Source organism: Paenibacillus apiarius (genome assembly GCF_017052585.1).
GTDB lineage: Bacteria > Bacillota > Bacilli > Paenibacillales > Paenibacillaceae > Paenibacillus_B > Paenibacillus_B apiarius.
Genome location: NZ_JAFFHZ010000001.1, coordinates 482,591 through 509,500 on the forward strand (window position 1 = coordinate 482,591; position 26,910 = coordinate 509,500).

21 protein-coding genes are annotated in these 26,910 nt (G+C 44.5%); 6 read left to right on the top strand and 15 right to left on the bottom strand.

Going from position 1 to position 26,910, the window contains the following annotated elements:
* Positions 1-251 precede the first annotated feature (251 nt).
* From JSQ80_RS02305 to JSQ80_RS02325, 5 genes are all read right to left on the bottom strand, one after another.
* On the bottom strand, positions 252-1,736 hold the full coding sequence (locus JSQ80_RS02305; protein WP_206094198.1) for a pyridoxal phosphate-dependent decarboxylase family protein: 1,485 nt from the start codon (positions 1,734-1,736) through the stop codon (positions 252-254).
* Between the two features lie 264 nt (positions 1,737-2,000).
* Positions 2,001-2,678 carry an alpha/beta fold hydrolase gene (locus JSQ80_RS02310; protein ID WP_336245833.1) on the bottom strand — a complete coding sequence of 226 codons (678 nt, stop codon included), beginning with the start codon at positions 2,676-2,678 and terminating at the stop codon, positions 2,001-2,003.
* A gap of 697 nt (positions 2,679-3,375) precedes the next feature.
* A complete protein-coding gene (locus JSQ80_RS02315; RefSeq protein WP_206097445.1) occupies positions 3,376-4,155 on the bottom strand; it encodes an alpha/beta fold hydrolase in 780 nt (259 codons plus the stop codon).
* Positions 4,152-4,295, bottom strand: coding sequence for a hypothetical protein (locus JSQ80_RS02320; RefSeq protein WP_206094200.1), 144 nt, complete (start codon positions 4,293-4,295; stop codon positions 4,152-4,154). Before JSQ80_RS02320 ends, JSQ80_RS02315 begins: the two co-directional genes overlap by 4 nt.
* A gap of 362 nt (positions 4,296-4,657) precedes the next feature.
* Positions 4,658-5,968, bottom strand: a complete 1,311-nt coding sequence (locus tag JSQ80_RS02325) for an IS4 family transposase (protein ID WP_206094201.1) — start codon at positions 5,966-5,968, stop codon at positions 4,658-4,660.
* Positions 5,969-6,196: 228 nt separating this feature from the next.
* On the opposite strand from JSQ80_RS02325, the gene JSQ80_RS02330 reads away from it, so the two are divergent.
* Together JSQ80_RS02330 and JSQ80_RS02335 are read left to right on the top strand one after the other, a co-directional pair.
* Positions 6,197-6,874, top strand: a complete 678-nt coding sequence (locus tag JSQ80_RS02330) for a helix-turn-helix domain-containing protein (protein WP_206094202.1) — start codon at positions 6,197-6,199, stop codon at positions 6,872-6,874.
* A 32-nt stretch (positions 6,875-6,906) separates the two neighbouring features.
* A complete protein-coding gene (locus JSQ80_RS02335; protein WP_336245834.1) occupies positions 6,907-7,752 on the top strand; it encodes an IS3 family transposase in 846 nt (281 codons plus the stop codon).
* A 72-nt stretch (positions 7,753-7,824) separates the two neighbouring features.
* On the opposite strand, the gene JSQ80_RS02340 is transcribed toward JSQ80_RS02335, so the two are convergent.
* The 4 genes from JSQ80_RS02340 to JSQ80_RS02355 form a co-directional block, all read right to left on the bottom strand.
* Entirely contained in the window at positions 7,825-8,997 is a 1,173-nt protein-coding gene (locus JSQ80_RS02340; RefSeq protein WP_206094203.1) for a DUF4179 domain-containing protein, read from the bottom strand.
* Complete coding sequence (locus JSQ80_RS02345) at positions 8,963-9,556, bottom strand: RNA polymerase sigma factor (protein WP_206094204.1); 594 nt, start codon at positions 9,554-9,556, stop codon at positions 8,963-8,965. The genes JSQ80_RS02340 and JSQ80_RS02345 overlap by 35 nt, the downstream gene beginning before the upstream one ends.
* A gap of 1,022 nt (positions 9,557-10,578) precedes the next feature.
* A complete protein-coding gene (locus tag JSQ80_RS02350; protein WP_206094205.1) occupies positions 10,579-12,033 on the bottom strand; it encodes an alkaline phosphatase family protein in 1,455 nt (484 codons plus the stop codon).
* A gap of 97 nt (positions 12,034-12,130) precedes the next feature.
* Complete coding sequence (locus JSQ80_RS02355) at positions 12,131-13,249, bottom strand: MGDG synthase family glycosyltransferase (protein ID WP_206094206.1); 1,119 nt, start codon at positions 13,247-13,249, stop codon at positions 12,131-12,133.
* Between the two features lie 135 nt (positions 13,250-13,384).
* Between JSQ80_RS02355 and JSQ80_RS02360 the strand changes: the two genes are divergently transcribed.
* The gene (locus JSQ80_RS02360) at positions 13,385-13,945 is read left to right on the top strand and encodes a YkoP family protein (RefSeq protein WP_240463483.1); all 561 of its coding nucleotides are present in this window, start codon (positions 13,385-13,387) and stop codon (positions 13,943-13,945) included.
* 121 nt (positions 13,946-14,066) lie between these two features.
* Positions 14,067-14,810, top strand: coding sequence for an endonuclease/exonuclease/phosphatase family protein (locus tag JSQ80_RS02365; RefSeq protein ID WP_206094207.1), 744 nt, complete (start codon positions 14,067-14,069; stop codon positions 14,808-14,810).
* Positions 14,811-14,852: 42 nt separating this feature from the next.
* Here JSQ80_RS02365 and JSQ80_RS02370 read toward each other — a convergent pair whose 3' ends face one another.
* The gene (locus JSQ80_RS02370) at positions 14,853-15,095 is read right to left on the bottom strand and encodes a hypothetical protein (RefSeq protein WP_206094208.1); all 243 of its coding nucleotides are present in this window, start codon (positions 15,093-15,095) and stop codon (positions 14,853-14,855) included.
* A 73-nt stretch (positions 15,096-15,168) separates the two neighbouring features.
* Positions 15,169-16,077, bottom strand: coding sequence for a diacylglycerol/lipid kinase family protein (locus JSQ80_RS02375; protein ID WP_206094209.1), 909 nt, complete (start codon positions 16,075-16,077; stop codon positions 15,169-15,171).
* Positions 16,078-16,233: 156 nt separating this feature from the next.
* On the opposite strand from JSQ80_RS02375, the gene JSQ80_RS02380 reads away from it, so the two are divergent.
* Both JSQ80_RS02380 and JSQ80_RS02385 read left to right on the top strand, forming a co-directional pair.
* Entirely contained in the window at positions 16,234-17,346 is a 1,113-nt protein-coding gene (locus tag JSQ80_RS02380; RefSeq protein WP_206094210.1) for an MGDG synthase family glycosyltransferase, read from the top strand.
* A gap of 22 nt (positions 17,347-17,368) precedes the next feature.
* Positions 17,369-18,241, top strand: coding sequence for an alpha/beta fold hydrolase (locus JSQ80_RS02385; RefSeq protein WP_206094211.1), 873 nt, complete (start codon positions 17,369-17,371; stop codon positions 18,239-18,241).
* 73 nt (positions 18,242-18,314) lie between these two features.
* Here the strand turns inward: JSQ80_RS02385 and JSQ80_RS02390 are convergent, their stop codons facing one another.
* From JSQ80_RS02390 to JSQ80_RS02405, 4 genes are all read right to left on the bottom strand, one after another.
* The gene (locus tag JSQ80_RS02390) at positions 18,315-19,403 is read right to left on the bottom strand and encodes a class II aldolase/adducin family protein (protein WP_206094212.1); all 1,089 of its coding nucleotides are present in this window, start codon (positions 19,401-19,403) and stop codon (positions 18,315-18,317) included.
* A 569-nt stretch (positions 19,404-19,972) separates the two neighbouring features.
* Complete coding sequence (locus JSQ80_RS02395; RefSeq protein ID WP_206094213.1) at positions 19,973-21,211, bottom strand: TolB family protein; 1,239 nt, start codon at positions 21,209-21,211, stop codon at positions 19,973-19,975.
* A gap of 410 nt (positions 21,212-21,621) precedes the next feature.
* Positions 21,622-23,262: a 2-hydroxyglutaryl-CoA dehydratase gene (locus tag JSQ80_RS02400; RefSeq protein ID WP_206094214.1), complete on the bottom strand. Its 1,641-nt coding sequence runs from the start codon at positions 23,260-23,262 to the stop codon at positions 21,622-21,624.
* A gap of 32 nt (positions 23,263-23,294) precedes the next feature.
* On the bottom strand, positions 23,295-26,765 hold the full coding sequence (locus tag JSQ80_RS02405; protein WP_206094215.1) for a BadF/BadG/BcrA/BcrD ATPase family protein: 3,471 nt from the start codon (positions 26,763-26,765) through the stop codon (positions 23,295-23,297).
* Positions 26,766-26,910 lie beyond the last annotated feature (145 nt).

Consider the following 26,910-nt stretch of genomic DNA (forward strand, 5'->3'; position numbering starts at 1 on the left):
CGTTTGGACTGCATTTATGCAGTTCAAATCTTCATTACTGGGGATTTAGGGAATTTTTTGGGGAATCACATGCACTTTTGCAGTACAAATGCAAAATCATAGAGAACTCGCCGAATAAGATGTATTTTTGCAGTCCGAACGCTCAAACGCCACTTAAACCGCATCGCTTATCAGCCACGGCCGACAATGATGACGAGTGATTGAAGCGCCCGGACACATAGGATTGATCGGATAGATGCACCGGCCCTTCCTTATTCTGATTTCTCGACCAAAGCCACAGAGGCATTGGTCTGTTTGTTTTCCAGAAATTCGTTTCTGGCCCGGTTCAACAATTCCACTAGCACCATCACATCTTGTTCGGTTGTATCGTAATTCGTAATACATGCTCTTAACGTCTGAGTCTTGTTCATTCCATATATAGAGATCCAGGCTTGTCCCGAGCGCACGATTTGATTTCCGATATAGGGAACAAAGTCGGGGTCGCTGCTCACATGCCGGTTGGAATCTGTAAAACAAACCACGGGAAAGACGGTATCATTCATAATCGTCCAGTTCGACTTTATCAGTTCTTTTCGTAGCAGATTGCCCATGGCAACCTGATGTTGAATCATTTTGCGATAACCTTCCCAACCTGCTGTCAATAGCGACAGGTATACTTTCAAACCGATGAATCGGCGGGACCATTGAATAGAGTGGGTGTATGGATCGTTTGTTTCCAGCTCGCCCCCTTCTTTAGGCATATAATCCGCTGTTATGCTGAATGTCTTATTCAAAATATCTTTATGCCGAGTTAAGTAAATGCCCGCGCCCATCGGCACAGACAACCATTTATGCGCATCAAACGTAATGGAATCGGCCCGATGAATTCCATGCAGCCGTTCAAACAATCCCGGATCAAACAGTGCTGCTCCGCCATAGGCGGCATCCACATGCAGCCAAAGCTTCTCGCGGTTCGCAAGATCAGCTATGTCGTGTATGGGATCGATTGCTCCAGCCCCTGTTGTTCCACCTGTAGCAACAACCATGAAAGGGTATAGTCCGTTTGAACGATCCTCTTCTATTTGTTTTTCAAGGATTTTCGTATCCATTTGCAAGGAGGCGTTCGTCTGAATGAGATGAATCGAATCCGTCCCCAACCCGCAGGAACGGGCTGCTTTGACAAGAGAATGATGACTTTCCGCGGAAGCATACAGAATAGGCTTCCTGTTTATGCCTATCAAGCCCTTTCTGGCGTACTCCGGAAAATGATGCATAAGAGCTGTCAATAAAGCCGTCAGGTTCGCTTCAGCTCCGCCCGTTGTAAATGTCCCGTCCGAATGTTCATCATGAAATCCAAATTTGGAGGCAAACTCCTTCCATACATAATTTTCGATTTCAACCGCGATTGGCGCATGGCTCCACGCTGCAAGCTGCGGATTATACGCCGCCGTTATCATATCTGCGATAATCCCCATAAAGTTCGGGCGCGGGTTAAACAATCCAAAATATCGCGGATGCGGCGTATGAACCTGATATTGCATCAAACCTTCCATGGTATGATCTATCGCTTCCCGAGCCGGGATTGGATGATCGAAGCTGAATTTTCGGGCATGCTGGACGATAGAGTCAAGGTTTAACTCAGGTGAGACATCGACCTCATCCGTATGAGATAAATAGTAGTCTATTTGCCCGAGAAGATAGGCCCCTAATTCCTGTCGTTCCTCACTGCTTAAATCGAAAATACTGTTTTGCTGCATATAAGCTCGCACATCTCCTTTATCTTTTTTCAAGTTATTTGGTTTTCATTACCTATTCGAACTGTATAACAGAGTAATGATAAAATAACCCTATGTAAAGGGACAGATTCATCAAGTTGAATGGGGTCAGCAGGCTCCCCTTCCCTTGCCTATGCCGGGCAACACAGGAAATAAAAAAGGAGCCGCTCGGCTCCAAAATATCAATTCCTTTTAACTCCACCCTATACATGATTACGCAGTTTAATAGTCTGTGATGCCGCTTCGTTATCTTTGAAGAAATGCAACCATTTCGGCAATTGCCAGATCCATTCTGCCGGCCTGGCAATGCTGTTCGCCGCCTGTTTCGCGGGTGAAGATCTTTTTGGCAATGGATTTGGCGTTGGTTAGATTCTTTTCCAAAAGCGCCATACGCTCGATAGGAACGTATTGATCTTCTTCCCCGGCCAGAAGCAATAAGTCTTGATCAATCAAATGCTCGATGCCCGCCATCGTATGCAATTGTACGGCTTTTAGAAAATCGAACAGGCTGTCTGCCCCTGTATTATACATTCCTTTGGTAATTTTCCACTCTATGTCGATGCTCCGTTTCATCATCGAGTAGAAATACTTATTGATTTTGCCCTTCGCGTCCCGCTCCAAGAAATAATCAAGCTTGCCTCTTTCTTCAGCTGTCAACCTGTGCATGAGCGCGTCCATTCCACAGTAGAAAATATCGAAGCAAATCACGCTGTCAATTCTTTTCTCGAAAGCCGCTGCCCGCAGGCACAGATAACCGCCCCAGGAAATGCCCAGTATAGTGGCTTGCTCGATTTGAAAATAATCTAACAGAACGGAAACTGGTTTTTCCCAGTCATGGATGAGTTTCAACCCATTGATGAGTGCCCCGCCTTGACCCGGGCCCTCGAATATAATCATGTCATATCCCAGATCTTTCAAGGACATGATTGGCAAAATAAATTCTTCCATAAACGAGTCGTAGCCGCCATGTCGTCATTTCCGTACGCGATATGTTTGACATTGCTGTTCACGAGCACTTGCGCTGCCGTAACCTGTCCATTCAGTTCCATTTGACCGGTCGGAATAAGCAATTGGATGCTGTAGTGACGGTGCACTTACTTATTCCGTTCCTTGCCGAACAAAATGAGAAACTGTTTTGCAATACCAATAAACTCCATCATTTACCTCTGCTCTTTCACATATTGATCAGACTATAGCAGCCAGCCAAGCACAGTATAGATGATTTCTGCGGAGATAAGCAAGCAGGGAGCGTTCTGGGAGCAAGCCGCTTATCAGATTCAAAGGAGAGATTTCAGCCTCAGATGTGACTATTGTTGGGCGATTTTATAGGAGAAAGCGGGCGAACTGCATTTTGGCAGTTGTTTTTGCGAAATGGCACCCTTTTAGGCGGTTGAACTGCAAATGTGCATTTCAAACAGCAGGGATTGCCATTATTTGTGCGAATACATGAATGTAAACTGCTCTTTTGCAGTTCAGCGTGACAAAACACGCAAAAAGGGAATTCTCAAATGTATAATTGCAGTTGGAGGCGCTCCGCTATTACATCAAGCGTTCGACCACACCGTAAATCGTCTGCACAACGCTGCTGCAGCTCCAGCATGAATTTCATCCTTGTAATCGCTCACTTTCCCATCCCCTTCAACATTACCATAATCTCCTCTATCACAATTTCCGGTTCATCGTGATGAATATAATGTCCGCTGCGGCCGGCAATCCGGTGTTTGCTTGACGTTGACAGCCGCTGGAATTCGGCTTGCAGCCTTTGCTCGATTCCGAGTATTTCCAGACAGGGCCATTCCTCGTCATCCTTATCGGGTAATCCTCTCGTAATAATGGAGAGAGGAATGTCACTTTGTCGGGAATGATCAACGATTTGCTTATAGCTCTGTACCTTATCGATCTTCTCACTATTCAACATCGGATTTTCAAAATATTCCCTATTCCCTGCAACCAGCTTTTCAGGCAAAACCTTTTCATACGCAAGCTCTTTATATTCGGGCGCAGCGTCAACCAGGACCATTCCAGAAATGAGCTCCGGATAAAGGCTTGCATACAATCTGGCGACCAAACCGCCAAAAGAATGTCCCACTAATATATAGGGCGGTTCCACGTCAAGCGCCAGCAACAATTCGGAGAGCTCCTCGACCAGACTATGGCAAGTCCGTGGGACAGACACCGCTTGGCTCCTGCCAGCACCCGCCCTGTCATAGGAAAAGGTTGATGTTTCCTCCGATATCCGGTCTTGGACCTCATTCCAGGTCTCGCAGCTATCTCCCAATCCGGCTATGAAAATTACGCTCGGTGTGCTTTTCCGTGAATATTTACTGTACAGCTTAGCGTTAGCGCAGGTATGGAAGCTTTCAAAATAACTGCCATGGAATTTTGAACCGTCTAGTCTCATTCCCATGCCCTTGATGCACTAAATTCAGACATCAGTTCCATTGCACAGCGGACTTTGTCAAGGTGAAGGCCAAATCCACCCCTAAAGTTTATTGATTTTTCGATTAACCACGGGTCCATCAAATGTAATGCCATTTGCATGCCAGACCCCCTCCTTTGCCAATAATGATTCGAAGCAGTGTCTCCAAATAATGCAAGGCCCTCTATATTATATGAATATACAAAAGAAGCCCTTCTGAATGGTTACTCGATTCCCATTTTACCAAAGTTTCACTTCTTTTTGTTTTAAAAAAGAAGTAAAAGGCTGTCCCCTCGTCATCTTTGATGACTTTGATATGCTCCCCTTACGGTCAATGTCATTAAGTTAATAGAGTAATGACCTGCGGATGTAAAATTGGTGAATGACTATAAGCTTAGTCGTCCGCTAATTTTATATTTCTGGCATGACAAATACAGATGCACTACCTGCATCTGTGACGTAGTCACTCTCAACTTGGAGTTGTCTATGATACCCTACAGGTAAACCCAACAGCAGATATTGGGTTTTGGAATCGTGGGAATTTTCTGCCTTTCCGTATTAGAGATAGATGTTTTGCAATCAGATCAAGAAGACTATCTTCTGAGAGTTTATCCCTAAAATATTGCCTACAAATAAGCATCGCAGCCGAGAAGTTGATTCGCTTGGTTGCTTCATTGGGAATCTGAGCTTGATGTGCAATTAAGGCAGAGAAGTTGTAAAGGATGAAACGAGAAAATACTTCTTGTAGCATGGAACTCGGCTTTTTACTATGTAGATTCACTAGCCCTACAGCATATTTGAGTTCTCGGAAGGAGGTCTCTATGCCCCAACGCCTATTGTAGAGTTCTTTAATTGTATCAGGCGGGAAATTCCCGGAATCTAAATTTGTAAAAACTGTTTCATATGATACATCAGAAATGGCAAAGCGGACAACTCTGAAGCACAAATCGTATAGGCGATCATCTTTTGGATAAAGATAATCAAATGTTGTATGTGGCTGTATCCAACGATATCGGACAGGGTCTTTTTTCAACAAGGACAAGGTTTGCTTAGTTTGTCGTCTTGTTAGCGACAGTGTGACTTGGATATCAAACTCGGCCTGGTCTGGTACAGCTAACTTAGAAATGATTCCGTAAGACTCCTTTGAACGTATAATGTAATTCCATGATTTTTCCTGAAAATGGGCTATATTATTAAAAGATTCATAGCCTCGGTCTGCTATAACTATGACTTTTCCTGAATAATTAGATCGATCTACCATAGTGACAAGGGCTTTGTGTTCGTTCATCCCTTTTTTCCGTTGGACAGACGCATCTACATAAACATGCCGCATCAAATCATACATGGCGTCAATATGGACTAAATTATACCCCTTAGTATTGCTCTCATTTTTCATGTACGATTCTGAATCGTTCGGATTTGTAGGCAGTCGTAAGTCAGTACCATCTACTGCAAATAAGCGATACCCATTAAACAACACGCTTTCATCGCATGATGCAACAAATCTGTGGAATAAGGTTTCTATAGCGCTTGGCAATATTTTTTCGCGTTGTTGGACAAAGGCTGAAACCGATGCTGTATCTTTAGAAAAAGAAAACCATTCGTAGAGTTCCTTACAAAGGCTATTCCCTCCCATACCGATTAGCATTTGAAGCATAGTCTCGAAAGTTAGTTTTCGGTTTCTTGAAAAGTCGTGACCAGGTCTCCTAACATAGTCATCCAGTGTAGCTGCCATTGATTTGATATTGTTTGATAAAATTTCCTTGATTTTTGAAGGTCTAAGCGTCGTTTTCATTCAGCGTTCCTCCTTGAAAAGTGTCTTTAAGGATTGGACGCCGATTCCCCAGCTTTGTCAAGTGTTTTTTTCTTTTTGTGAAGTATTTTTTATGTCTACCTAATCAATAGAGAAATCCCAATTACCATAAATCTTGTGGCAATCGGGATTCTAAAGTAGTTAACTTAATGACATTGCCCTTACGGTAGACAGGTGAAATAATAAAGCCTGTGTAAGGGGAGCTTTTTTATGCCTAATAAAAAATATGATGCGTCAGAGAAACTCGTTATCATTGGTGAAATCGAAAGTGGCGAAATTGGTGTTAAGGCTGCAGCTAAGAAATACGGTATCAGCAAAACGACTTTGGTGAAATGGCATCGTCGTTACAAGGTGTATGGTTATGAGGGGTTAGAAAAACAAAACCATAATCGAAGTTATAGTGCTGAGCTTAAGCTCCAAGCGGTGAAGGATTACATAGAGGGAGGATTGTCCCAATATCAGATCATCGATAAATACAAGATTGCAAGCAGAACGCAGCTTTCCAACTGGATTAAGGAGTATAATCGTCATAGCAGCTTAAAAGCTTATTCAGGAGGAGCGAAAGCAATGACGAAGGGGCGTTCAACGACTTGGCAGGAACGGATCGATATTGTGCAATACTGTCTTGCTCATCAGCATGACTACCGTAAGACAGCGGACCATTTTCAGGTCTCCTACCAGCAAGTCTACCAATGGGTGAAGAAGTTTGAAGAGGGCGGTCATGATGCGTTAAAGGATGGTCGGGGAAGAAAGAAAGCGCCGGAGGAATTAACAGAGGCCGATCGTCAAAAACTCGAGATGAAAAAGATGGAATATGAAATCGAGCGGCTTCGGGCGGAGAATGCATTTCTAAAAAAGTTACGGGAATTCCAAAGGAGGCGAAGCTAAGCCAATACCGTCAAGAGAACGTCTATCTTGCTATTCAAGCGCTTCAGGAAGAAGCGTTGTTCAGCGTTCAGCTTCTGTGTGAAATTGCAGGCATTTCACGTTCAAGCTATTACAAGTGGCTAAATCGCAAGCCCAGTTCGCATGAGCAGGAAAATGCAGAACTGACGCATGTCATGATGTCCATTTATGAGAAAGCCGAGCGTACCTTTGGATACCGTCAATTGACGTTGCACATGCGCCGCCAAACGGGAAAAACGATTAACCAAAAGCGCGTGTACCGGCTGATGAAGATACAAGGAATTCAATCCGTCATCCGGAGGAAGAAAAAGAGATATGCGAGATCCACTCCACAGCAGGTGGCGGAGAACGTGCTGAACCGCAAATTCACGGCAGATGCGCCAAATGAAAAGTGGGTTACGGATGTGACGGAATTCAAGTACGGCAATGGCCAAAAAGCGTATCTAAGCGCTATTCTCGACCTTCATGATAAATCCATCGTCTCCTATGTATTCGGGCGTTCCAATAACAATCCTCTTGTATTTCAGACGTTGAAACGGGCCTTGCAAGAAGCACCAAGAAGCAAGCCCATGCTTCATAGCGACCGGGGTTTCCAATATACCTCTCTGGACTTCAAGAAGCTCTTGGACGACAACAAAATGACTCAGAGTATGTCCCGTGTTGGACGATGTATCGATAACGGTCCAATGGAATCTTTCTGGGGAACTCTAAAATGTGAGAAGTATTATTTACACACCTATCATACCTTTGAGGAGCTCGAGAGGGACATCCAGGCCTACATCCACTTTTACAATTACGAACGATTACAAGCAAAACTAAACGGCCTCAGTCCGATGGAATTCAGGACCAAAGCCGCTTAATTAATTTTTATTTTTTGTACTGTCTACTTGACGGGGTGCAGTTCACTTTCAGGACAGCCTCTCTATTTTTTGCTATTTTTTTATAGGAATGGTCACTTCCAGATCTTTCAGATAGGTTCTATTCTTGTCATTGCCGCCGACAACCTTCCAATCCTTGGTTTTCACCGTAAGGGTAAACGGCTTGATCGTGATCGATTTCGTATTGCAGTCAAAAGGAGCAAACAGTTGATCAATGTGATATTCTGTTTTGGGTTCGCTCCAGAAGTACTCGAATCTAGCTGGTTGCAGGACATTTCCTTTGTCGTCCACAAGCTCATAATAGACCATGCTGGCGCTGTAATCGCCCGTTTGCTCCGGAGATTTTGGAACCGGGCCGTTACTGTCCAGAACGAGACGGGTAGACACTGGCGAACTAACCAGTTCCTTGACGGTATAACTGAACTGTCCGTCCGATTTGGAGACCTCCGGCTTCAACACAAGCGAGTTATTCTCTATCTTCACGGGAGTTTTGAATTCAAAGGTTTCATTCACCTGTGTGACATCCGCCTGAATCGTGAGCTCGAATTGGTCAGGCAATTTCAAGCCATGTGTCAATTCAACTATATAAGCAACATTGTCCCCTACAGGATAATCCCCGAAGTTGCCGCTCTCATATTCAATCTCTTGTCCGTTAACAAGAATGGTTGGACTTTTAATATACCCTTTAAGATGAATCGGTTGTTTCTCAAAGTCAGGATCGATAATTTCTCCCTTGAACCCCTCTTCAGATAGATATGAATAAGCAGCAGTTGGCGGCAAATCTGCCCCTTCACGCTCCAACACGAAGGATAAACGGGTTCCATCGTAGAGCAAACTGGCTAACTTCAGCGTTATTCCATCATGGGTTACACTCAGGTCGGGTTCAGATACGATTCCCTGGTTAAAGGCAGTATCCAGAGCTTCTTTGCTCATTCCTTTAAAAAGGCCGCCGATCATTGGGATATTTTGTAATGTTGCAGCCATTGCCGGCGATACAAATCCCGTGCCGATCACACCTCCACCTAGTACTGCTGCGACAGATGCAACCAAGACGGTTCTTCTCATTATATTTGGTTTTCGTTTCGAAGATCTTGCTGTCAATTCACTCTCTCCAATTTTATTCATAATTTGATCACTCCTGCTTTTGTTTGGTAATGACGATTCACGAATCATTTGTTCTATTGCATCCATTTCAGCGAATTCCGTTTGTTTCGGCCAATGTCCCATGTGCCATCTCTCCTTTTTGGCTTGTACGTTCCATCAGTTTTCGACGCAATCGTTCATATTTTTTCCGTATTGTGGCGGACTTGAGGCCCATGATTTCGCTTATTTCCTCAAAGGTGTACTGTTCTACCGCCTTAAGAAGTAAAATATGACGCTCTTCCGTTGTAAGATAAGTCAAAAGCTCATAGACCACTGACTCGCGGCGTGAGATTTGCAGCGCAGGCTGCTGCTCTTTATAATGTTCGATCAGCTTGAGCCAGCGGCTCTGCTTTTTCTTCATATTGATTAAATGATGGTAGGCTATCTTATACAGCCAAGCAGAGAAGGATACTTGTCTGCTGTACTGATGAAGATTTTCATAGGCGCGAATAAAGATCTCTTGAACGGCATCTTCCGTCTCCATATGATCCTTCAGAATATAGTAGCAGTAAGTATACATTTGCCGTTCAAACTGGATAATGATCGCTTGGTATGTCTGTGTGTCTCCTGCTTGGACCTGTGCTACAACCGCTTCAATTGCATTCCTTTTTCCTTCCGCTTCCCCGGGGATGGTAGGCTGCAAGAGATCACCTCCTTTCTCGTATACCTATATAACAATCTCAAAATGCGATTTTGTGACACTATCATTTTATAGTCGTGAAATATATTAGCTTGCAACATTTTGTGTTCTACTTTTTGTTTAAGGAATAATCAGTTATTCTAATTCGATTACCAACTGTCTCTTTAAAAAGGCTTTTTTCCTAATTTCAACAGCGACTCCGTAATAGCTCGTCGGGTGATTAAACACACTTTGGTTTTGTTTCATCCCATAAAGTAATACCTACATTTACAGAAGCAATCAAAGCGACAATGAAAAAAATCATCCTTCAGACAAGAATTATACATTTTCTTTATACCTTTAGTTGCAAACTAAGCGAAAAGAACTAGGTTATTAGACAAGCATCTTTTGTTTTTGAACATAGATTAGTATTGAAAGGAGGAATACTTTTATGAGATGCGATTGCCATTCAAAACGCTTTTGCGATTGTTGCCATTGTTGCAATTGTTGCCATTGTTGCAATTGCAAGAAACGAAAATGTCACTGTCACAAGCACTGTTGTATATTGGTATCTTGTTGCAGTCATGTCTGCAATTGTGACTAATATAGTAAAGTTGCGCGGATTGTTCAGATGATTTTCAGTATCTTTTTTTATGCATTATTAAATACACGAAGTCCCGATAGGGTAACCTGTCGGGACTTATTATTTTGTTAGTTATGTAACGACTGTCACGTAATTTCACTACTATTCTTTTATACATGCAATTTTCGAACAAAATTGTTTTAAACCATCCCATTGCCCCCAAATACACTGCTGGCATTTTAATGGCTGTTTAGGTTTGGCATAATCGTGCTCAGGTATTAACAATTTCTTCACTTTTAAATTGATCCTTTCCTTGATTCATGGTTTTTGGTCAGTTCACACAACGAGGTTATTATTTCCACTTAATTCATTTCCTATTACATCGTCGTTATGGAAAAATGCAGAGCGTATGCTGCTGCAGCATAATGCGCCATAGCAAAAGCCTCATTTCAAAGAAGTGAGGCTAAAAAAGATCAAGAATATATTGTTTTAAATCGACCAGCCGGGGCGGTTCCTTAATAGGATGTTCCGTTCCTGTTATTATCAGCGGAATTATCGAATCGTATTTATGCAACGAGCCATGACTGCCGCCATTTAAATGAAGGGGATAAAACCGGCTTTTGAATTCATATCTAGGTCGGGCGGTAATCACAATCATCGGAATGTCTTGAGAATATAAGGCTCCATATAATCTGGAAAGTACATCGGGATAGTCTCCGTATGTCACGATGCCGTCATAATTCCATAAGTCCAACGTTAACCACTCGCCTGTAACCGTCCACGTCGAGCCGTAAATATCCTTGTTCGGACCGTTAGGTTCAAAATAAATTGTCCTGCCGGACCCTCCCTCTTTTACGGTGACCCCTTGCTTCTCTTTCCAAGCGATGAGATCAATCCGTGATTCCAAGACTAACTGGTCTATAATATCCGGCTCTTTATCCTGTCTTAAGGGATAAACATAAGCCATTCGTTCATTGTTGCACACGACCAGATCATGGCTGCTTACCGCTTCACCTAATTTAAGGACGCGAAAAGATTCCAGCAGCTTGTCCAGATCAATATTGAACCCTTCTTCCTTCCCGATGCGCGTCTGCCCGTGATCGCTCGTTACAATGAAAATGCACTGCTTTACTGCCTCGTCCCAAGAACCAAAGCTGCTTAAAATATTTTGGATATGACGATCTACCCGGATTAAGGGTTCTTCCGCGTGAGCGGGGTTTTTCTTATGCACTTCATGGTCATTGTCCGGAAGATACACCAGCATGAAATCCGGTTGGTTTTGTGATTCGATGAGAGACTTTGCCGCACTGACGGCATACGAATCGTTGATGCCATACTTCTGTCTCATTCCGCGTAAGCGTTCCGGGATATTGCGATGGAGATCCGTGTGTACCATGGCACCCAATGTCAAGACATCAGGACCCGATATATCGTCTTTAAGTCCGAACCTCGTTGACATATTCATGAGGAAAGGAAGCCGTACATGATGTTTTTTCATGCCTCGATGAACAATCGCATTAATTGAAGCAGATGTCTTACCCATGGAGGCCAGCTCCTCAAATAACGTGCTCACTTTTTTGCTTAGGTGCTTCTCATTCAGGTTATACAGAACATTCTTTGCACACTTCGACAGTCCCAGCTTCCAAATGCACTGGGGTCCGTTAACGTAATTCACAATTGATTTTTCTTCCGGATCATACCAGACAAGTCCCGGAATCCGGTGGACATCAGGAAATACACCCGTTAATAAAGAACTATCAACCGTTGCCGTCATTGTAGGAAACACCGTCACGCAATCTGGCCAATATCTGCCTTGGTCCTTTAAAAACTGTAACGCCGGTACCGTCTTATGTCTCATGCAGTCTTCGAAAATTGTCGGCATCATGGAGTCGACCAACAAAAAAATCACTTTTTTCATCTTAATCTTATCCTTCACTGATTTCATTTTCTATATAAATCACGAGAGTAACGGTAATATCATCTCTAATCGAAGTTATCGTTATTCAGAAGCCGGATCATATGGTAAAGGCATGATGAATGATATGCTCCATCGTTAAGACAAGATGATGCTTTGTCATCTGACCATGATATCGAAAAAGATTGTCTTGCAACTGCTGGAGAGACTGTTCGGAAGCCAATACACCAAGGAGCTGCTCTTCTATATCTGCTCTTTTGCTTCTGACATCCACATGATAAACCAGACCCAACCGCTTCAAATGATCCAGATTGATCTCTTCTTGACCGGGTAAAGCGTCGTAAATAAAAATCGGAATCCTTTTGTAAATGCTTTCGCTAACGGTCACTCCCCCTGGCTTCGTCAATACTCCATCCATCCGATCGTATAATGCATTCATTTCCGCTCTTGACTGAATATAAGTCATTGGAGTGACATGCGGATACCCTTTCTTGATTTGGCGGTACAATTTTTTGTTGTTGCCGCATAATACATAAAACTGTACGTTCTTTATCCGATCCACCTTTTTGAGTAACGATTTTATCGCCCCGATGCCATGACTGCCTCCGGTTATCAAGACAGAATACGACGTTTTATCTCTGCTCCGATGATTTCGCTTGGTTATTTTGGGGTGAACCGGAATCCCTGTTATAAAGATTTGATGCTCACCTATTCCTTTATCGAGAAGCATTTGTTTGATGTACGGATCGGGTGCAAAGTGAAACTCAATTTCTTTCCCTCCCCATACGTCGTTAACAAAAAAATCGGTATACGCATTGATTACCGGAATGCACAGAAGATTATTCCGTATAAGGCGGCTTGCTATATAAGAAGGAAGCGCATGCGTACATACCAGTAAATCAGGTTGTTTTTCGGCAAGCAAGCGTTGCATCTGTTTTAGAAATAACCGCTCGTATATAGGATAACGATGCTGGGTTTGATGATCGTTATAGACTGTTTTTCGATAGATCCAGCTGTATGTCTTTGGGAAAATCGTAATCCATTTGATGTAGAATCTAGATGCAAGCGATTCCAGTTTTTTGTAACTGTAATGAAAAAGATCGACTTTTTCGCAAACAATCGATGAATCAATGCAACGAATGGATTCCATCAGTGCATCCGCAACTTGTTGATGTCCGGACGGCATCGTTAGAAACGGCAGAAATAAAATTTTTTTCATGTTCAATCCCCATTTTTTTATTAGTTTACCGCCCGATGAAGGAATTCATACAAGCCCCCCCTTTTATTTCCCATTATAAAATCCTTGTAACGAAACCAAATTATCATTACTTACAGATCATCGGGGGGATTAAACATGAAAATAAAAATGTATCTGTTGTCCATATGGAATATTCTCGATCCGATATACTATTCATTGAGTCGTCTTACTTACATCGATCGTGCCAAACCCAATATCTTTAGGGTGAGATTGCTCTGTTATAAAGGCAGGGATATCACGCTAACTGATGGAACTTGCATAAAAAATAATGATTTGTTGGTAAAAATTCATCTCTATAATGTGCGTTTGTTGAAGGAAATTTTACCTTTGAACAATGATGTCAAAAAGGGGCGAATCATTTCTCGGTCTGTCGAGCAGTCTTTGCCGGGTGTGTGCCGTTACATTCAAATGCATCCGAAATCCAACGAAATTAAAGGCATCATAGGTGTTACTATGTTACATCGAGGCTGCCGACAATTGGGTTTCAATGTTGCAAATATTCACAATCCGCTCTATCGTGCCTTCAAATGGATCACTTTGATGCCTATCCACTTTTTGTCGGTGTCGAAGCCGGTAAAAACATTGAGAAAGCAAAAGCCTAAATACTTGGTCATGTCTACAGAAATGCTGGCGAAAAAGTACGGCTGCGACTGTTGAAAAAGCTGGATTCTAAATACGGGATATATGCTATATTCAGAAACCATGATTATGTATTGAATGATGGAAATTTTGCGAGGTTAATGAGGATCAACAGTCTCAGCATACAGGCAGGTATGATATGGAAATAAAAATACTTACATTTAATATGCATCATGGCAAGGGAATAGATGGAAAACTGGATCTGGGCCGAATCGCGCATGTAATAGAGGATAGCGAAGCAGATCTCGTCGGTCTCAATGAATTGGATCGGTGCTTCTCTCAAAGAAGCCGATATATCGATCAATTGGATTGGTTGGCGAATCGGTTGCATATGTATCACGCTTTTGGTGAATCGGTAACCATAACATCGTCTAAACAAATGATACGACAGTTTGGAAATGCAATTCTATCCCGCTATCCGATTGTTCATGTCAAAAATCATCTTATGAATGTTTCCTCCATGATACTTGAACGCCGTACATTATTGGAATCTTGCGTAGTCATCCATGGACATCCTCTTACCTTTTATGTCACTCATTTAAGCCTGAATCCGGTACTAAAGTCAAGGCAAGTTGATTTTATCATCAAGAAGTTGAGAAACAATGACCAGCCTGTTATTTTATCGGGAGATTTGAATCTAAGACCTGGAACGAGATTATGGCACAAAATGAATGAAATATTGGCGGACGTTTGTGGTATGCCACATCCAACTCCGTGCTATACCTTCCCTTCGTTCCGGCCCATGATACAATTAGACTACATTTTTGTCAGCCGCCACATACGTACTGCTTCCGTTGAAGTGATGAGAAATATACCTAGAGCATCGGACCATTTGCCTTTGAAGGCAACCTTAACGCTTCCCGATTTTGCCTTCACAGATTAAAAAGACTCTAACCTTAAGATTAAATGTTAGAGTCTTTGATCATTATTTTTGTAAAGTTCTATCTTGAATATCTTCATCCAAGGATGGATTAACTAAATTATTTGCTGATTTCACGGTTCGATCTACAGTAGCTTTCGTCATTTCCCCGACGGTTTGCACTGCATCTTGTACTGCATCTGCTACTGTTTCAATTCCATCATTTGCAGCATCTGCCCCTATTTCTATTCCGTTATTTACAGCATCATTCGTTGTTTCCGTCACTATTTTATTCCGTTTTTTCACCATGCTAAAACCTCCATGTAATCCGTTTACCTTGTTATTTTGCAACCTTGATTTTATAATTATTCGTTTTTTATGCTCAGATGAACTGTGGATTGTAAATCACATGAATCGCATCCTGGGAAACGGTCACTTCAAGAGGTGTCTCTCCGATCATTTCCCCATCTCCATGCGCTATCATCGGTGATTCCGTATAGACTTCTACGTTTCTTCCTTGCAAAGTGGTTACGGCTGGATGAAAAATGTGATTGCCGCGAAATACATTGGGAAATATTTTCATTAACGTCCAACGTGAAATTCCTTGAACGATGCAAATATGAAAAAAACCGTCTGTATAAGAAGCTTCTGGGCAAATCTTCATTCCACCAGCGTAGTTAGGAAAATTGGCGACGGCGATTAGCCAGACATCGGAATAGATCATTTCCTGACCGTCGACTTTGATGCGTACATCGACAGGCTTATAACGCAACAATACCTGAATGAAGCTGAATACGTACGACAAATTGCCCAATCTCAATTGATTGAACCATTTTTTATAACGTGATAGGTTAACGGTCTGTGCGATTTTCCCATCGATCCCGATTCCGACAACCGTGGTGTAGCATTTGCTTCCAATCCGAGCAATATCTATTCTTTTCACTGTCCCAGCCAATAAGTACTCCAACGCTTTTTTTGCGTTTAAAGGAATGTGCAGTCCCCTAGCCAAATCATTGCCAGACCCTGCAGGTATGATACCGAGTGGAACGTTACTTTCCGCTATTTCATGAGCAATACTTTGTATTGTACCGTCACCTCCTACAATGACAAAAGCTTTCACTTCGTCATTATCCTCCCTATATTGCTGTACAAGAAGCGCGGCATGGGACGGGCTGCCTGAAAACTCAACTTTATAATGAACTTGTTTTTCGTGAAGCAACGGCTGAATTCTTCTCCATACTTTCATCCCTTTGCCGTTTCCGGACAGTCTGTTCACAATAAATAGATACATACGACGAATTCCTCCTATCCATCTCCTCTACTTTTTCCGAATTGCCGGTAGTGTATACCAAGCGGATAGGCCTTACGGTTCGTTTTTCGAACCATGTATAATTTTCGCTAAATCGTACCATACTAGCTTAGAAACTTCAGGGGCTAGGGAGGAATTATGCAAAAAAAGATATTAATTCTCTCCGAGTTATTTGGCAGTGGACACACCAAAGCGGCAGAAGCATTGGCGCAAGGCATTGCGCATTTGGAACCGTCCATTCATACGCAAATTGTTGAAATCGGCAAGATGCTTCATCCGACGAGAACGGCTTTCTTCTTTCGCTCGTATAAGAAATTGATTACGACATATCCTGTGTTATGGAAAAAAATCTATGAGTCGAAACAAAGCCAGCCGATTTCGCAATGGCTTCAGTTCACAATCTACCAGTTGTTTCATCGCAACCTTGAACAAGTGTTGGACCACATCCAACCCGATTTGGTCATCTGTACACATCCGTTTAACAGTTCATCATTGGCCCGGTTAAAAAAAATGGGCAATCCGATTCGCCTCTGTACAGTGATCACCGATTTTCACGTACACGGAGTCTGGGTTCAACCCGAGGTAGATCTGTATCTCGTATCCAACGATGATGTTCGCCTGCAATTACTTCAGATGGGAGTTCCTAATGATCGGATTGCAGTGACGGGAATACCGATTAAATCAAACTTCTGGCAGAAGACCGACAAGCAGGAGGCAAGAAGAAGATTACATTTAAAAGATCTGCCTACCGTAATGATCATGGGTGGAGGATTGGGGTTGGGCGGAATTCAGGAACTTGCCCATTCGCTTATCAAATGGAGGGAGTTCGTTCAGATATTGATTTGTACGGGGTACAATGATTCTCTAAGGTTTACCTTACAATGCAACAAACACTTTCAACATCCACATATCGTGATTTTAGGCTTTGTCGATATGATCGATACGCTACTGGATGCAGCGGATCTGTTAATTACAAAACCAGGTGGAATAACGTGCTTCGAAGCATTGAGTAAAGGAGTTCCGATGCTAATATTCCAACCCATTCCCGGCCATGAAGAATATAATTCCAATCATTTGGTCAATCAGGAATTGGCGATCCGAATCAATCATCAGGATGAGGTGGACCATTGGATTCACAAGCTGCTCTCTTCTCCTAAACCATTCGAATTCCTGCACAGCAACATGGAACAGTACCAGCAAAAACTCAATCCGCTTGCCGGAGCCCTATCTATTATGGAACTTCTCACCTGATGACACGGATTAGGAGGACTTCATGGGTAACGATTGCAACATCAGCACGTATTCACTGAAAGAAGGACATGATTTCAAATTGAATTTTCGTTCTTGGTTTCCGATGAATCCTCGTGGCCTCTTGATTTTTATTCATGGTGCAGGAGAGGATTCAAGTCGCTATTTTGAAATCGGTACGGAAAGCTCAAAGAGGAAATTTGCTTTTGTCGCTCCCGATCTTCGGGGGTTCGGACAATCAGATGGACAGCGTGGTCACATTCATCAGTTTCAAACTTACTTGGACGACCTCGATCAATTGATAGACTACTTTGAAAAGCAAGTTCCAGAAATCCCAATCTATCTCTTTGGTCATAGTTTTGGCGGTCTCATCATCATTCGATATGTTCAACACTTTACTAAGGCGATCGATAAATTGGCCGGGGTCATCTTATCATCACCTGCATTAGGAGTACATATCAGAATTCCCTACTTTTTTCAAAAATGCGCTCAGCTTTTATCCAGACTAACTCCAAGCTTTCCGCTTGAATTAATCAGATGGAATGAATCCTTAAAAAAGTTGCGTTGGTTAAAAGCGCATTTGCCGAGTTGGACCTCTGAACTTTTGAGCAATCCTTCAGCTACGATACAGTACACTCCGCGTTGGATCACGGAGTTATTGCGTCACGAAGCCCGGGCTTTTACTGAAGTGAATCAATTTCATGTACCGACATTATGCCTTTATGGCCTGCAAGATTCCGTGGCAGACTCGAAACATATAGAGCTATTTATGAAAGCTATTCCTGCAAGTGATAAACACTCCATTTTTTTCGAAGATGGTGGTCACTGCCCTTTGAATGAACATCGCAAGGATGAAGCGGTTGAATCCATTTTTCAATGGTTAAGTTCCCGTCTTTGATTGTTCGTACGGGTAAACATAAAAAAACCATGAGAAGCTTGTTCTCATGGATCAGAATGAATCGAAAATGGTCCTATGTCATAGGGATTTGCCGGACGATGCGCCCCTCTATACGTTGAAAAATCTCATCAAGATTAGGGCCCGTAATCGTTAAACCGTGGTTCTTCAACCCGATAATGGCTCTTGCCGGATCTTCCGATCGATTGACCAGATCGGAAACGGCTTTTGCCAATTCCCACGTCCCGCAAGGGTAATTGATTTCTGTGGATGGAATTCCATCCATCCAAGCATGAACATGGACGATTGCCCCTACTTCGGGATGCTGCATATAAATCATCCAGTGTTCAATGGCATCGACGGATACCCGGTGAGGTTCGATGTTCGAAGGCACATTCAGAAGCATTGCCGTTCGTTCGGCATTGTAACCCATTACCAATAGGATATCCCGCCCAATAATTCTCATGTCCCCTTTGTTTACTCCGCTTGCACTCATCCAGAATTGCCGGTCATCTTTGCGTGCGCTTAGATTGCCATAACTCAAGCCACCGATTCCGTATAGTCGTTTTACGTGCCGTAAATCTTGAGACGAGAGGAGTTCCTCCAAAGGAAAAGGAGCCGGCAAAAGGTTCAGGGCATCCAATTGTTTGCCTGCTTTATGTATCTGTGCAGTTATCTCGTCGCCATCCCATAAATCTGGAGGCAGATCGTGGTGGAACTCATTATTGATAACTAACCGGGAGGATGCCAATGGATTTAATCTTTCCATCACCTTCATAAAAAACAATTCATCGTTATCTTGTTCAAACGGCACAAAATAACATCCTTGTTCAAGCGTGATGAAATAAGTGTTACAATGTCCGTCAGGCGTATGTATGATATAGATCAACAGATTGGAAAGCGTACGGATGAGTACGGGGTAAGCTGACCTCAAAATGTCATGGGGAGGTTCATGTGTTTCGGCAACCGCTACTGAAAATGTAGCTTGTGCTTTCCTGCGAAAGGGTTTTAAATGATCGGTGTCCACAAAGTTTAATACAAAACGAATATCATTTACAGGTTCCTCGCAATAGTGGTATCCATTATCCATCAACTTTCTTTTCAATCCCGCAGCAAACCATTTCAAAGATGGGCTTCTCAATTCGCCTGCAATGGCAAAATTCATGTATTCCCCCCCTTTTACAGTTCAAAAACAACTTTCATTGCCTTCGATTTTCCCTTCCCCGATGCAGTGGCAATGGCATTCCGATATTGATCCAACGGGAATTGGTGGGTGACCAAGGGATCGAAGCAGCCGGGCTGTCGTGAAGAAAAATAAGGTTCAATCGCTGCCGCAAATACCGCCGTACTTTACTTTGACTCTTACCCCATTCTTCATCGGGTAACTTTGGTTCAGGGACGTCTTGATAACGAGTACATGACAATCGTCCAACATAAATGGATGGAACAAGCGACCCAAACGCTTTGCAGAATGCATATTGTGGTATGCTGACATTAAACTGTATCGCTTTTAAAAATATCGAGTCCTTTCCCCAATGGTCTCCCCGTAATATTAAGATGTTTACTCAATATCCAGCAAGATTAGTACCCAACAAATAACCAAGGTCTGCGGATCTAGAAATGTTCAGCTTGTCAACAACGAATCAAGAGGAGATCTATGAATCGGTTTTATGGCTATCAAAAAGGGTTGGTGCCATGATGGCTTAGTGTCTGATTAGCGAAGGCCGGAATTTCTTAATAAAAATGGATCACTTCGCTCCAATTCCACCGTTCGTAGAAATTGGAACCCAAGGTCAATGGGCGTATCCATGTTTTTGGATGTTTCCCGTACGGTGCAGCCAACATCACTTCCGCTGTGTTCCGGTTCGTGCGCACCCATGAAAGCTTACGATCGTTTTGAACAAACACTGGTAAGTAATCTCCGTTTTTGGCAGGCGGCGAATTGAGTTGAGTCTGTTGACCAATAGTAAGATCAACTCGTACCAAAAAAGGCATCGGCCGTTGGCTCTCGTCACTGGACCATTCGGCTTCCTTTGCTCTCGAAGTGATGATTGTCTGATCATCCTGCCATGCGAAGTCATTATCGACATAACCTGCTGGCGTATAGGATTTTTGCTGAAGGAAAGGGATATCCTTTACGACAGTTAGCCGTTTATTTAGGGTTGCTAACCGACCAGCCCCTTCAATATAGGCAAATAAGCCACTTTTCGGAGCCCAATCAAACCATTCGATTTGGTCGAGCATCTGTCCTGCTTTCACAAACGAACGCGCATCCGATGATAGAAAACATAACGTATTTGCGTCAGCGGACAACGAGGCTGTTGGTTTAGCGATGAAAGCGATCCATTTTCCGTCCGGGGACCATTTGAACGGGCTCGTCATAACGGCGAAGAAACCTTCCAATTCGCTGGGAATGCTGCAAAACAGCTGTTTTTTCGGCATATTCGAGCTCGCGTCTAGCACAATTTTATACAATTCAATATCCTTCCATTTGCCATCCGAGAGAATTTTTGCGACAGTAGAGACTAAAAAGCCACTTCCGTCCGGCATCCACGAATAGTTTCCCATTTCTTCTACGACGAGTTTCACTTTGTGCTTATCTGGTTCGTCAGCATATATTACAGTTAGAAATCCGTTTGTTTGAAAAGCCAGTATGTTTTGTTTAGGAGCCCACTGTGCGTTTCTTCCTTGACCCGCTAAATGAATGCTGCCGTTAACGGTATGATAAAGCCAAACTTCATTTTGTTCCTTCCCTTTAGTAAAAGTGAGCCACTTCCCGTCGAACGACCACTTTGGGTTTCGAATGTAATTCCCTTGCGTTACTTGTTTTTCCTGATTACCGATTTTGGTCCAAAGATCGTTGTTTCTAATAAAAGCCGTTTTCAAAGAAACATCTTGCTCCAATGCGCCTATTGGTGTAATCCATACAAGCAAAATAGCGAAGAGGCAAAGTAAGAACACGCTTTTTTTCATGCTGCAATTCCCCCCAGTCGAAAATGGAATTAAACAAACTTTCTTATAACAAAAAGCTGCATGCGGAGTGGCCTTTTTATCGTGTCTTTAGTATGAAATCACTTTGCCATCTTCATACGCTCGGTGTATTTTAAAAAAAGCCTTCCGGTGGTCTTCAACATCGCATCAATGGCTTCCGTTTCTACAACGACTATATGGAGGTATTATCTTTTCCTATTGAAGTTGAAAGGAGTTTATATCGTGAAACGCATGAATCCCCTTCTCATTTGTGTTCTTTTGATTTTGATTTCCGGATGTTGGAGCCGTCGAGAATTGAAACGAACTTTCCATCGTAATGGGAGTTGGCATCGATAATACTACAAGAAAAAGACCCTAGTCGTAAAACTAGAGCCTGTAAAGCAGTCCAACTGCTACGCCTCCTGAATTTCACCTTTGTTTCGTCGCAAAGGAAACCCATTGAATAACCCGCGTAGGCCATATACCCCATTCGCCGCCGTGCATGCGACAACATGACGGCTTGTTTGCAACGGACGGGTAAAGTTCGAATGACCCATTATTTTTTGAAGTTGTTCAGCTGTAATACTTCTATTCGACAACGCATCGTCAAATTCTTTCTGCGCCGCCTGTTTGGCTTTAAACAGCATCATCTGCACACGGCTTTGTACGTTGATCGCCCCGTCCCCCGTGGTTTCGATCGGCAGAAAGATGGCGTCGGGATATTTCTCGGTGATCAGGGATTGAATCCCGTCGGATACGCCGGAAGACGGCATGCAGCCAAACGGCTTGACGGAGATAGTCATGTTGACTTTCCGCTTCTTGACGTTCAAGATCAGCTTCCCAACCTCCATATGGCCCTCTCCGCCACGCAGATGATTATTGTAATGCTCATGGGCGACCCGAGCAATCTCTTCCATGTCGGGCAGGTGATAGCGATACAGTCCGATGGTTTTGGCATACATTTGGAACATCACGCGAAGAACGCGATCGGCGAGCCATAGCATCCGCAAACGCATATGTGGATTTTTTCCTTCCAGGCCATATTTCCCGGAATCGGCATTGCGAAGGTTCATCCGCTTCATCGTATCGAAGCGCCCGGACCAGATCAGGAACAAGATCCATGCCATCATCGATTGCACTTCCACCTCGGCTCCTTCATTTTCCAGGAAACGCTGCAGTTGATAGTTCCCGTCTCCCTCGGTAGTCATGGCCCAAAACTCTCCGATAATGCTTACTTTCGGTTTGACTTTGGTCCGGTCTACCCGAACGGCCTGCAGTTCCTTGCGGCTTCTGAGCAATGCCGGTCTCAGCCATTTGCGCTTGCTCAGCGCTTCATATATATATTGCTTGCACCGTTCAAGCGCGGCATCCGTCGACCCGGCTTCCACTTCATAAGGACGGATACGATAAGCGAGCGCATTCAAAATGTCTCCCAGGAGAACGGCTTTCAGAAAGCTGAGAAAAAACGCGGTATCCAATTTTAACGCCGATTCGCCGCCGGTCGCCTGCTTCAAACCGTCCGTCTGCTGGAAAATGAGAACCCGAAATCCGTCGAACCCCGCATCGCGCAAAGCTTTCCGGTACTCCGTAACATAGGTGCCGAAGCGGCATGGACCGCAGGAACCGCTTGTAACGAACAAATAGTTGCCGATAATCTCTTCCTTTGATTTCCCTTCTACATCTCGCAGGTGATGCAGGTATTTGATCAAATTGCCTACCGTGAAGTACGTCGGATTGCACTGTCCGCGGTTGCCGAACTCTTTGCCGAAACGCAGTGACTCATTGTCCGGACAATCCATATGCTTCACCCGATACCCCAACCCTTTCAGCGCTCCCTCGACCAAATAATCCTGAGCCATTGTCAGCCCCCCGAAAAGAAGAGTCGTGGTTGATTTGTCTTTGGCCAAAAACTGCCGCGGTACGGGATCGAACCATTGATTTTTAGTTTGCTGATCCAAGCCTAGCGCTCTTTCCTGTTCCTTCTGAAAGTTCAGCAGCGTCTCCTCGATAGACGACTGATCTTTGACTCTTTTTTTGCTTCCTGCAACAGACATATCCTATGTCACTCCTTCGTTATTGTTGAATGTTATATAACCTCAGCTTGTTCTCCCGGTTTCCTGCCCGTTAGTTCTGCGCGTTTTTGTTCCAGTCGCTGCTGCAGCTCCGCCTTTTTGCGTGCCAGATCCTGCAGCCGCTCTTCATGAAGCCCCAGACTGTGCGCATACGTCTTAACCCGGATCTTGATTGAACCGCTCGGTTTATTGGCGTCGATATCATGCAGCGCGGAGTATGGAGTGTCGGCCGTCGATATGATCGATTCGATCAACCCGTAGGTCGGCGCATCGTGTCCGCATTTGAAGCTGGACAAGTCCAGTACTGCCACATTCGGATGGCGTGCGGCGAACTTGGCCGCCCACACTTTTTGCACACTGTTGGAGCTGAAATTTTCCGGCCATACATCGCTTACTTCGAGCGAATATTCCACTCGTCCGCTCTTCAGATCTTCGCTGAAAAAGCGTTGCAGCCATGCCTCGTCTTTAGGGATGGAGCGCATGGACAATATCGGGTAACCGAGCACCTGAAACTCTTCAAGCACGCCATGATTCATGCCGGGATCGGAGTGATAAGGACGTCCGATCATCAGAATGGCAAGGCGGTTTTCCTGTTCGATCTGCTCTAAGATCGCCCGGCCCTTCTCCTGCATTTCGGCATCGAACCGATCCATCGCCGCCCACCCCTGCTCCGCGGCAAAATCGCTCTCATCCTCGGTGATCTGCAGCTGGTCGGCGAATGCCTCGAACAGCTGCTTCTTCAGCATGTTCGGTTCGGTGAATGTAACCGCAGGATCCAGGTAGGTGATTCCTTTCGTCTCGAAAAAATCGACCTCTTTAGTAAAGGCGGCCTTGATCACGTTCGGAGCGCCCGCCACAATCGGACAGCTCGCAGAATCCATCACATTGTGCAGATGGGTCGGAATATGCGTGATACATGGGAAAAAGATGTAATCCAGCGGTTTGGACTCATGGTGCTTGAACAGCAAATTATGTACATGAGCCTGGGCCACTTTCGAAGGATAGCAAGGATCGATCGATCCATATTTGCCGCCTTCCTGCCACATTTCTTCGCTCGTATTGTCGCTGAATACAATGTTGCGCTTATCGATGCCCAGCGTTTCGAAATACGTCCGCCAAAAAGGAGCGGTGGACCAAATGTTTAATACCCGAGGTATCCCGATACGAATCCGGTTGCGCCTGTTCATAGATTCAACAGAAGAACGCTCGAACGGACGCCGGTTTGGAATTTTGCGCATTCCAAGCCCGAACAAGCCTCGTTTCACCCGGACATCATCCACCTGTAGACCAGGTTCAGGAAGCGGCTCCGCATCGTAGAAATGCTGGAACATGCGGCGCGCTTCGTATTCGACGAGATTCGGATAATGCTTTTTCAACTCCTGCCGCTGCTTCGTCAATTTCAAGACAGCTTCCTGGTCTTCCACCGTTCCTTTTTCGCAGGAGAAACCGGAAATATAACGGGCAGTGTTGCCGTCCGGCGTCTCGGAATCGATAAACGTCCGGCTGCAGTGGTTGGGACAAAAATTGCAGCGGGTCGATTCGTCGTTGCGGCTTACATAACGCAGATCGATGGCGGTATCCAGGCCCAAGAAGCTGGAATACCCACGCCGCTTCACCACGCGCAACGTTTCCATTGCGGCTCCAATCGCCCCCGCTTCTCCCGGATGCGGATGAACGTACACTTCGGCATCGGGAACCCGCTGGCCGATATAGTCGACCTGGGCCTTGACCGCTGCCAAATTGTATTGGGTTCCGCCTTGCAAGACAAACTTGCGGCCGAGCTCGGCCATACGTGGAATCTGCACGACATACTGCCATACGTTTTTCGGCAGAACGAGAGCGAGTCCGGCGAGCAGTTCCTCCTTGGAGTACCCCTCCTTCTGAAAATTGACCCGGTCCGCGTCGAGGAATACGGCGCAGCCGTAGGAAAATTTAGGACTCAAGTCTGCGTTAAAAGCCGTATTCGCATACTCTTGCACCGGAATGCCGAACTGATCCGCCATCGCCTGCAGGAGCATTCCGTTTCCGGCGGAGCATTGATTGGACAGCTTGAAATTGCGAATATCCCGGTTTTTCAGAAAGAGAACCTTGATGTCCTGACCGCCGATGTCACAGATCACATCAATGTCGCCGAATTGATGAACAGCGCTCATCATATGCGCGACGGTTTCTACAATATTAACGTCTGCATGCAATGTTTTTTCCAGAACATCTGCGGCATATCCCGTAGCGCCGAAGCCGATAATCTCCAAGTCGGCCCCCTGCCCCTTTACCGTTTCCCGGATTCGCTTCAGCATTTCTTTCGTATCTTCAAGCGGATTGCCTTTCGACAGTTGATATTCTTTAAGCAAGATATCCCCTTGCTCATCGACCAGGACGGCTTTGGATGAAGTGGAACCGCCGTCTAATCCGATTACCGCTCTCACCTTCTGCCCCGGGGTGAACGTTGCCGGTATAAATTCGGGAATGCGGTAACTCTGGCGGAATTGTTCCAGCTCAGTCTTGGTGCCCACCAGTGGCGGGCCTGCCTTCTCGCCCAGCTTGGCTTTACGGCCATGGGCTATAAATTCCTTCAGCTTCTCCAATCCCATGTAGACACCGACATCCGCCGGTTCATGAAGCCCGTACAGGACGGCGCCGTAAGCTGCATAATACTGCGAATTATCCGGAACGAAAATCAAGCTGTCGATCGGCACATCATTCGGATACTCATATCCCCGCTCCTTCCAGGTCTGAGGAATCCGCATTCGCCAGCATTCCTGCAGGAAAGGCAAATATGTATTCGGTCCTCCCAATAAAAGGACACGGTGCCGCAGCGTGTTCCCGCGGGTGAGAACGGAAAGGTTTTGCATGACGATGGCATCCGCGAGGGAGCACATGATTTCCGCTGACGGAATACCGCTTTTTACGAGATTGACGATATCCGTTTCGGCAAATACCCCGCACTTAGCGGCCACATGATGCAATTTCGAATCGTCGAAGTGCAATTTCCCCACTTCTTCCGCAGGCATCCCCACTTTGATCATGCACTTGTCGATCGTGGCGCCGGTACCTGATGCGCATTTGTCATTCATGGAGGTGAGCGCTTGCTTGTTGCCTGTTTCCGCGTTCTCCTTGAAAATGATAATCTTCGCATCCTGCCCCCCGAGTTCGATAACGCTCCCGACATCGGGATGAAGATGCTCGACGGCCATGGTGACGCTATTTACTTCCTGCACAAATTTCGCTCCGATGTGCGGGGCAATGGGGCCGCTGCCAGAGCCCGTCGTAAACACACGTATGTTTTCCTGTTTAACATCCGGAAATTCGTTTCCGATGGCAACCAACAAATCCAACACTTTTTCTGCCTGTTTCGTATGGTGGCGCTGATAGTCCGACCATATGATTTGCTTGCTTTCCGGATCCACCACCGTGGCTTTGACCGTCGTCGAGCCGACGTCAACTCCAATAATGAGGGAGTCTAACCCCCGGTTTATGTATGTCATAACCCTACCCCTTATTTCGATTTGCTTGATTAGTTTATACTGCAAATATGACTTTTATCACACTTGGTATATTTGAATTGCAATGCAAATACTAAAACGCTTCGTAACAACCATATTATTCCACATCGTCGTATTCATATCGCTA

Bases quoted from the DNA above. Each gene is read 5' to 3' on its own strand.
- JSQ80_RS02305 (WP_206094198.1), bottom strand. From the start codon at position 1,736: ATGCAGCAAAACAGTATTTTCGATTTAAGCAGTGAGGAACGACAGGAA.
- JSQ80_RS02310 (WP_336245833.1), bottom strand. From the start codon at position 2,678: ATGTCCTTGAAAGATCTGGGATATGACATGATTATATTCGAGGGCCCG.
- JSQ80_RS02315 (WP_206097445.1), bottom strand. From the start codon at position 4,155: ATGAGACTAGACGGTTCAAAATTCCATGGCAGTTATTTTGAAAGCTTC.
- JSQ80_RS02320 (WP_206094200.1), bottom strand. From the start codon at position 4,295: ATGCAAATGGCATTACATTTGATGGACCCGTGGTTAATCGAAAAATCA.
- JSQ80_RS02325 (WP_206094201.1), bottom strand. From the start codon at position 5,968: ATGAAAACGACGCTTAGACCTTCAAAAATCAAGGAAATTTTATCAAAC.
- JSQ80_RS02330 (WP_206094202.1), top strand. From the start codon at position 6,197: ATGCCTAATAAAAAATATGATGCGTCAGAGAAACTCGTTATCATTGGT.
- JSQ80_RS02340 (WP_206094203.1), bottom strand. From the start codon at position 8,997: ATGGGACATTGGCCGAAACAAACGGAATTCGCTGAAATGGATGCAATA.
- JSQ80_RS02350 (WP_206094205.1), bottom strand. From the start codon at position 12,033: ATGAAAAAAGTGATTTTTTTGTTGGTCGACTCCATGATGCCGACAATT.
- JSQ80_RS02355 (WP_206094206.1), bottom strand. From the start codon at position 13,249: ATGAAAAAAATTTTATTTCTGCCGTTTCTAACGATGCCGTCCGGACAT.
- JSQ80_RS02360 (WP_240463483.1), top strand. From the start codon at position 13,385: ATGAAAATAAAAATGTATCTGTTGTCCATATGGAATATTCTCGATCCG.
- JSQ80_RS02365 (WP_206094207.1), top strand. From the start codon at position 14,067: ATGGAAATAAAAATACTTACATTTAATATGCATCATGGCAAGGGAATA.
- JSQ80_RS02370 (WP_206094208.1), bottom strand. From the start codon at position 15,095: ATGGTGAAAAAACGGAATAAAATAGTGACGGAAACAACGAATGATGCT.
- JSQ80_RS02375 (WP_206094209.1), bottom strand. From the start codon at position 16,077: ATGTATCTATTTATTGTGAACAGACTGTCCGGAAACGGCAAAGGGATG.
- JSQ80_RS02380 (WP_206094210.1), top strand. From the start codon at position 16,234: ATGCAAAAAAAGATATTAATTCTCTCCGAGTTATTTGGCAGTGGACAC.
- JSQ80_RS02385 (WP_206094211.1), top strand. From the start codon at position 17,369: ATGGGTAACGATTGCAACATCAGCACGTATTCACTGAAAGAAGGACAT.
- JSQ80_RS02390 (WP_206094212.1), bottom strand. From the start codon at position 19,403: ATGAATTTTGCCATTGCAGGCGAATTGAGAAGCCCATCTTTGAAATGG.
- JSQ80_RS02395 (WP_206094213.1), bottom strand. From the start codon at position 21,211: ATGAAAAAAAGCGTGTTCTTACTTTGCCTCTTCGCTATTTTGCTTGTA.
- JSQ80_RS02400 (WP_206094214.1), bottom strand. From the start codon at position 23,262: ATGTCTGTTGCAGGAAGCAAAAAAAGAGTCAAAGATCAGTCGTCTATC.
- JSQ80_RS02405 (WP_206094215.1), bottom strand. From the start codon at position 26,765: ATGACATACATAAACCGGGGGTTAGACTCCCTCATTATTGGAGTTGAC.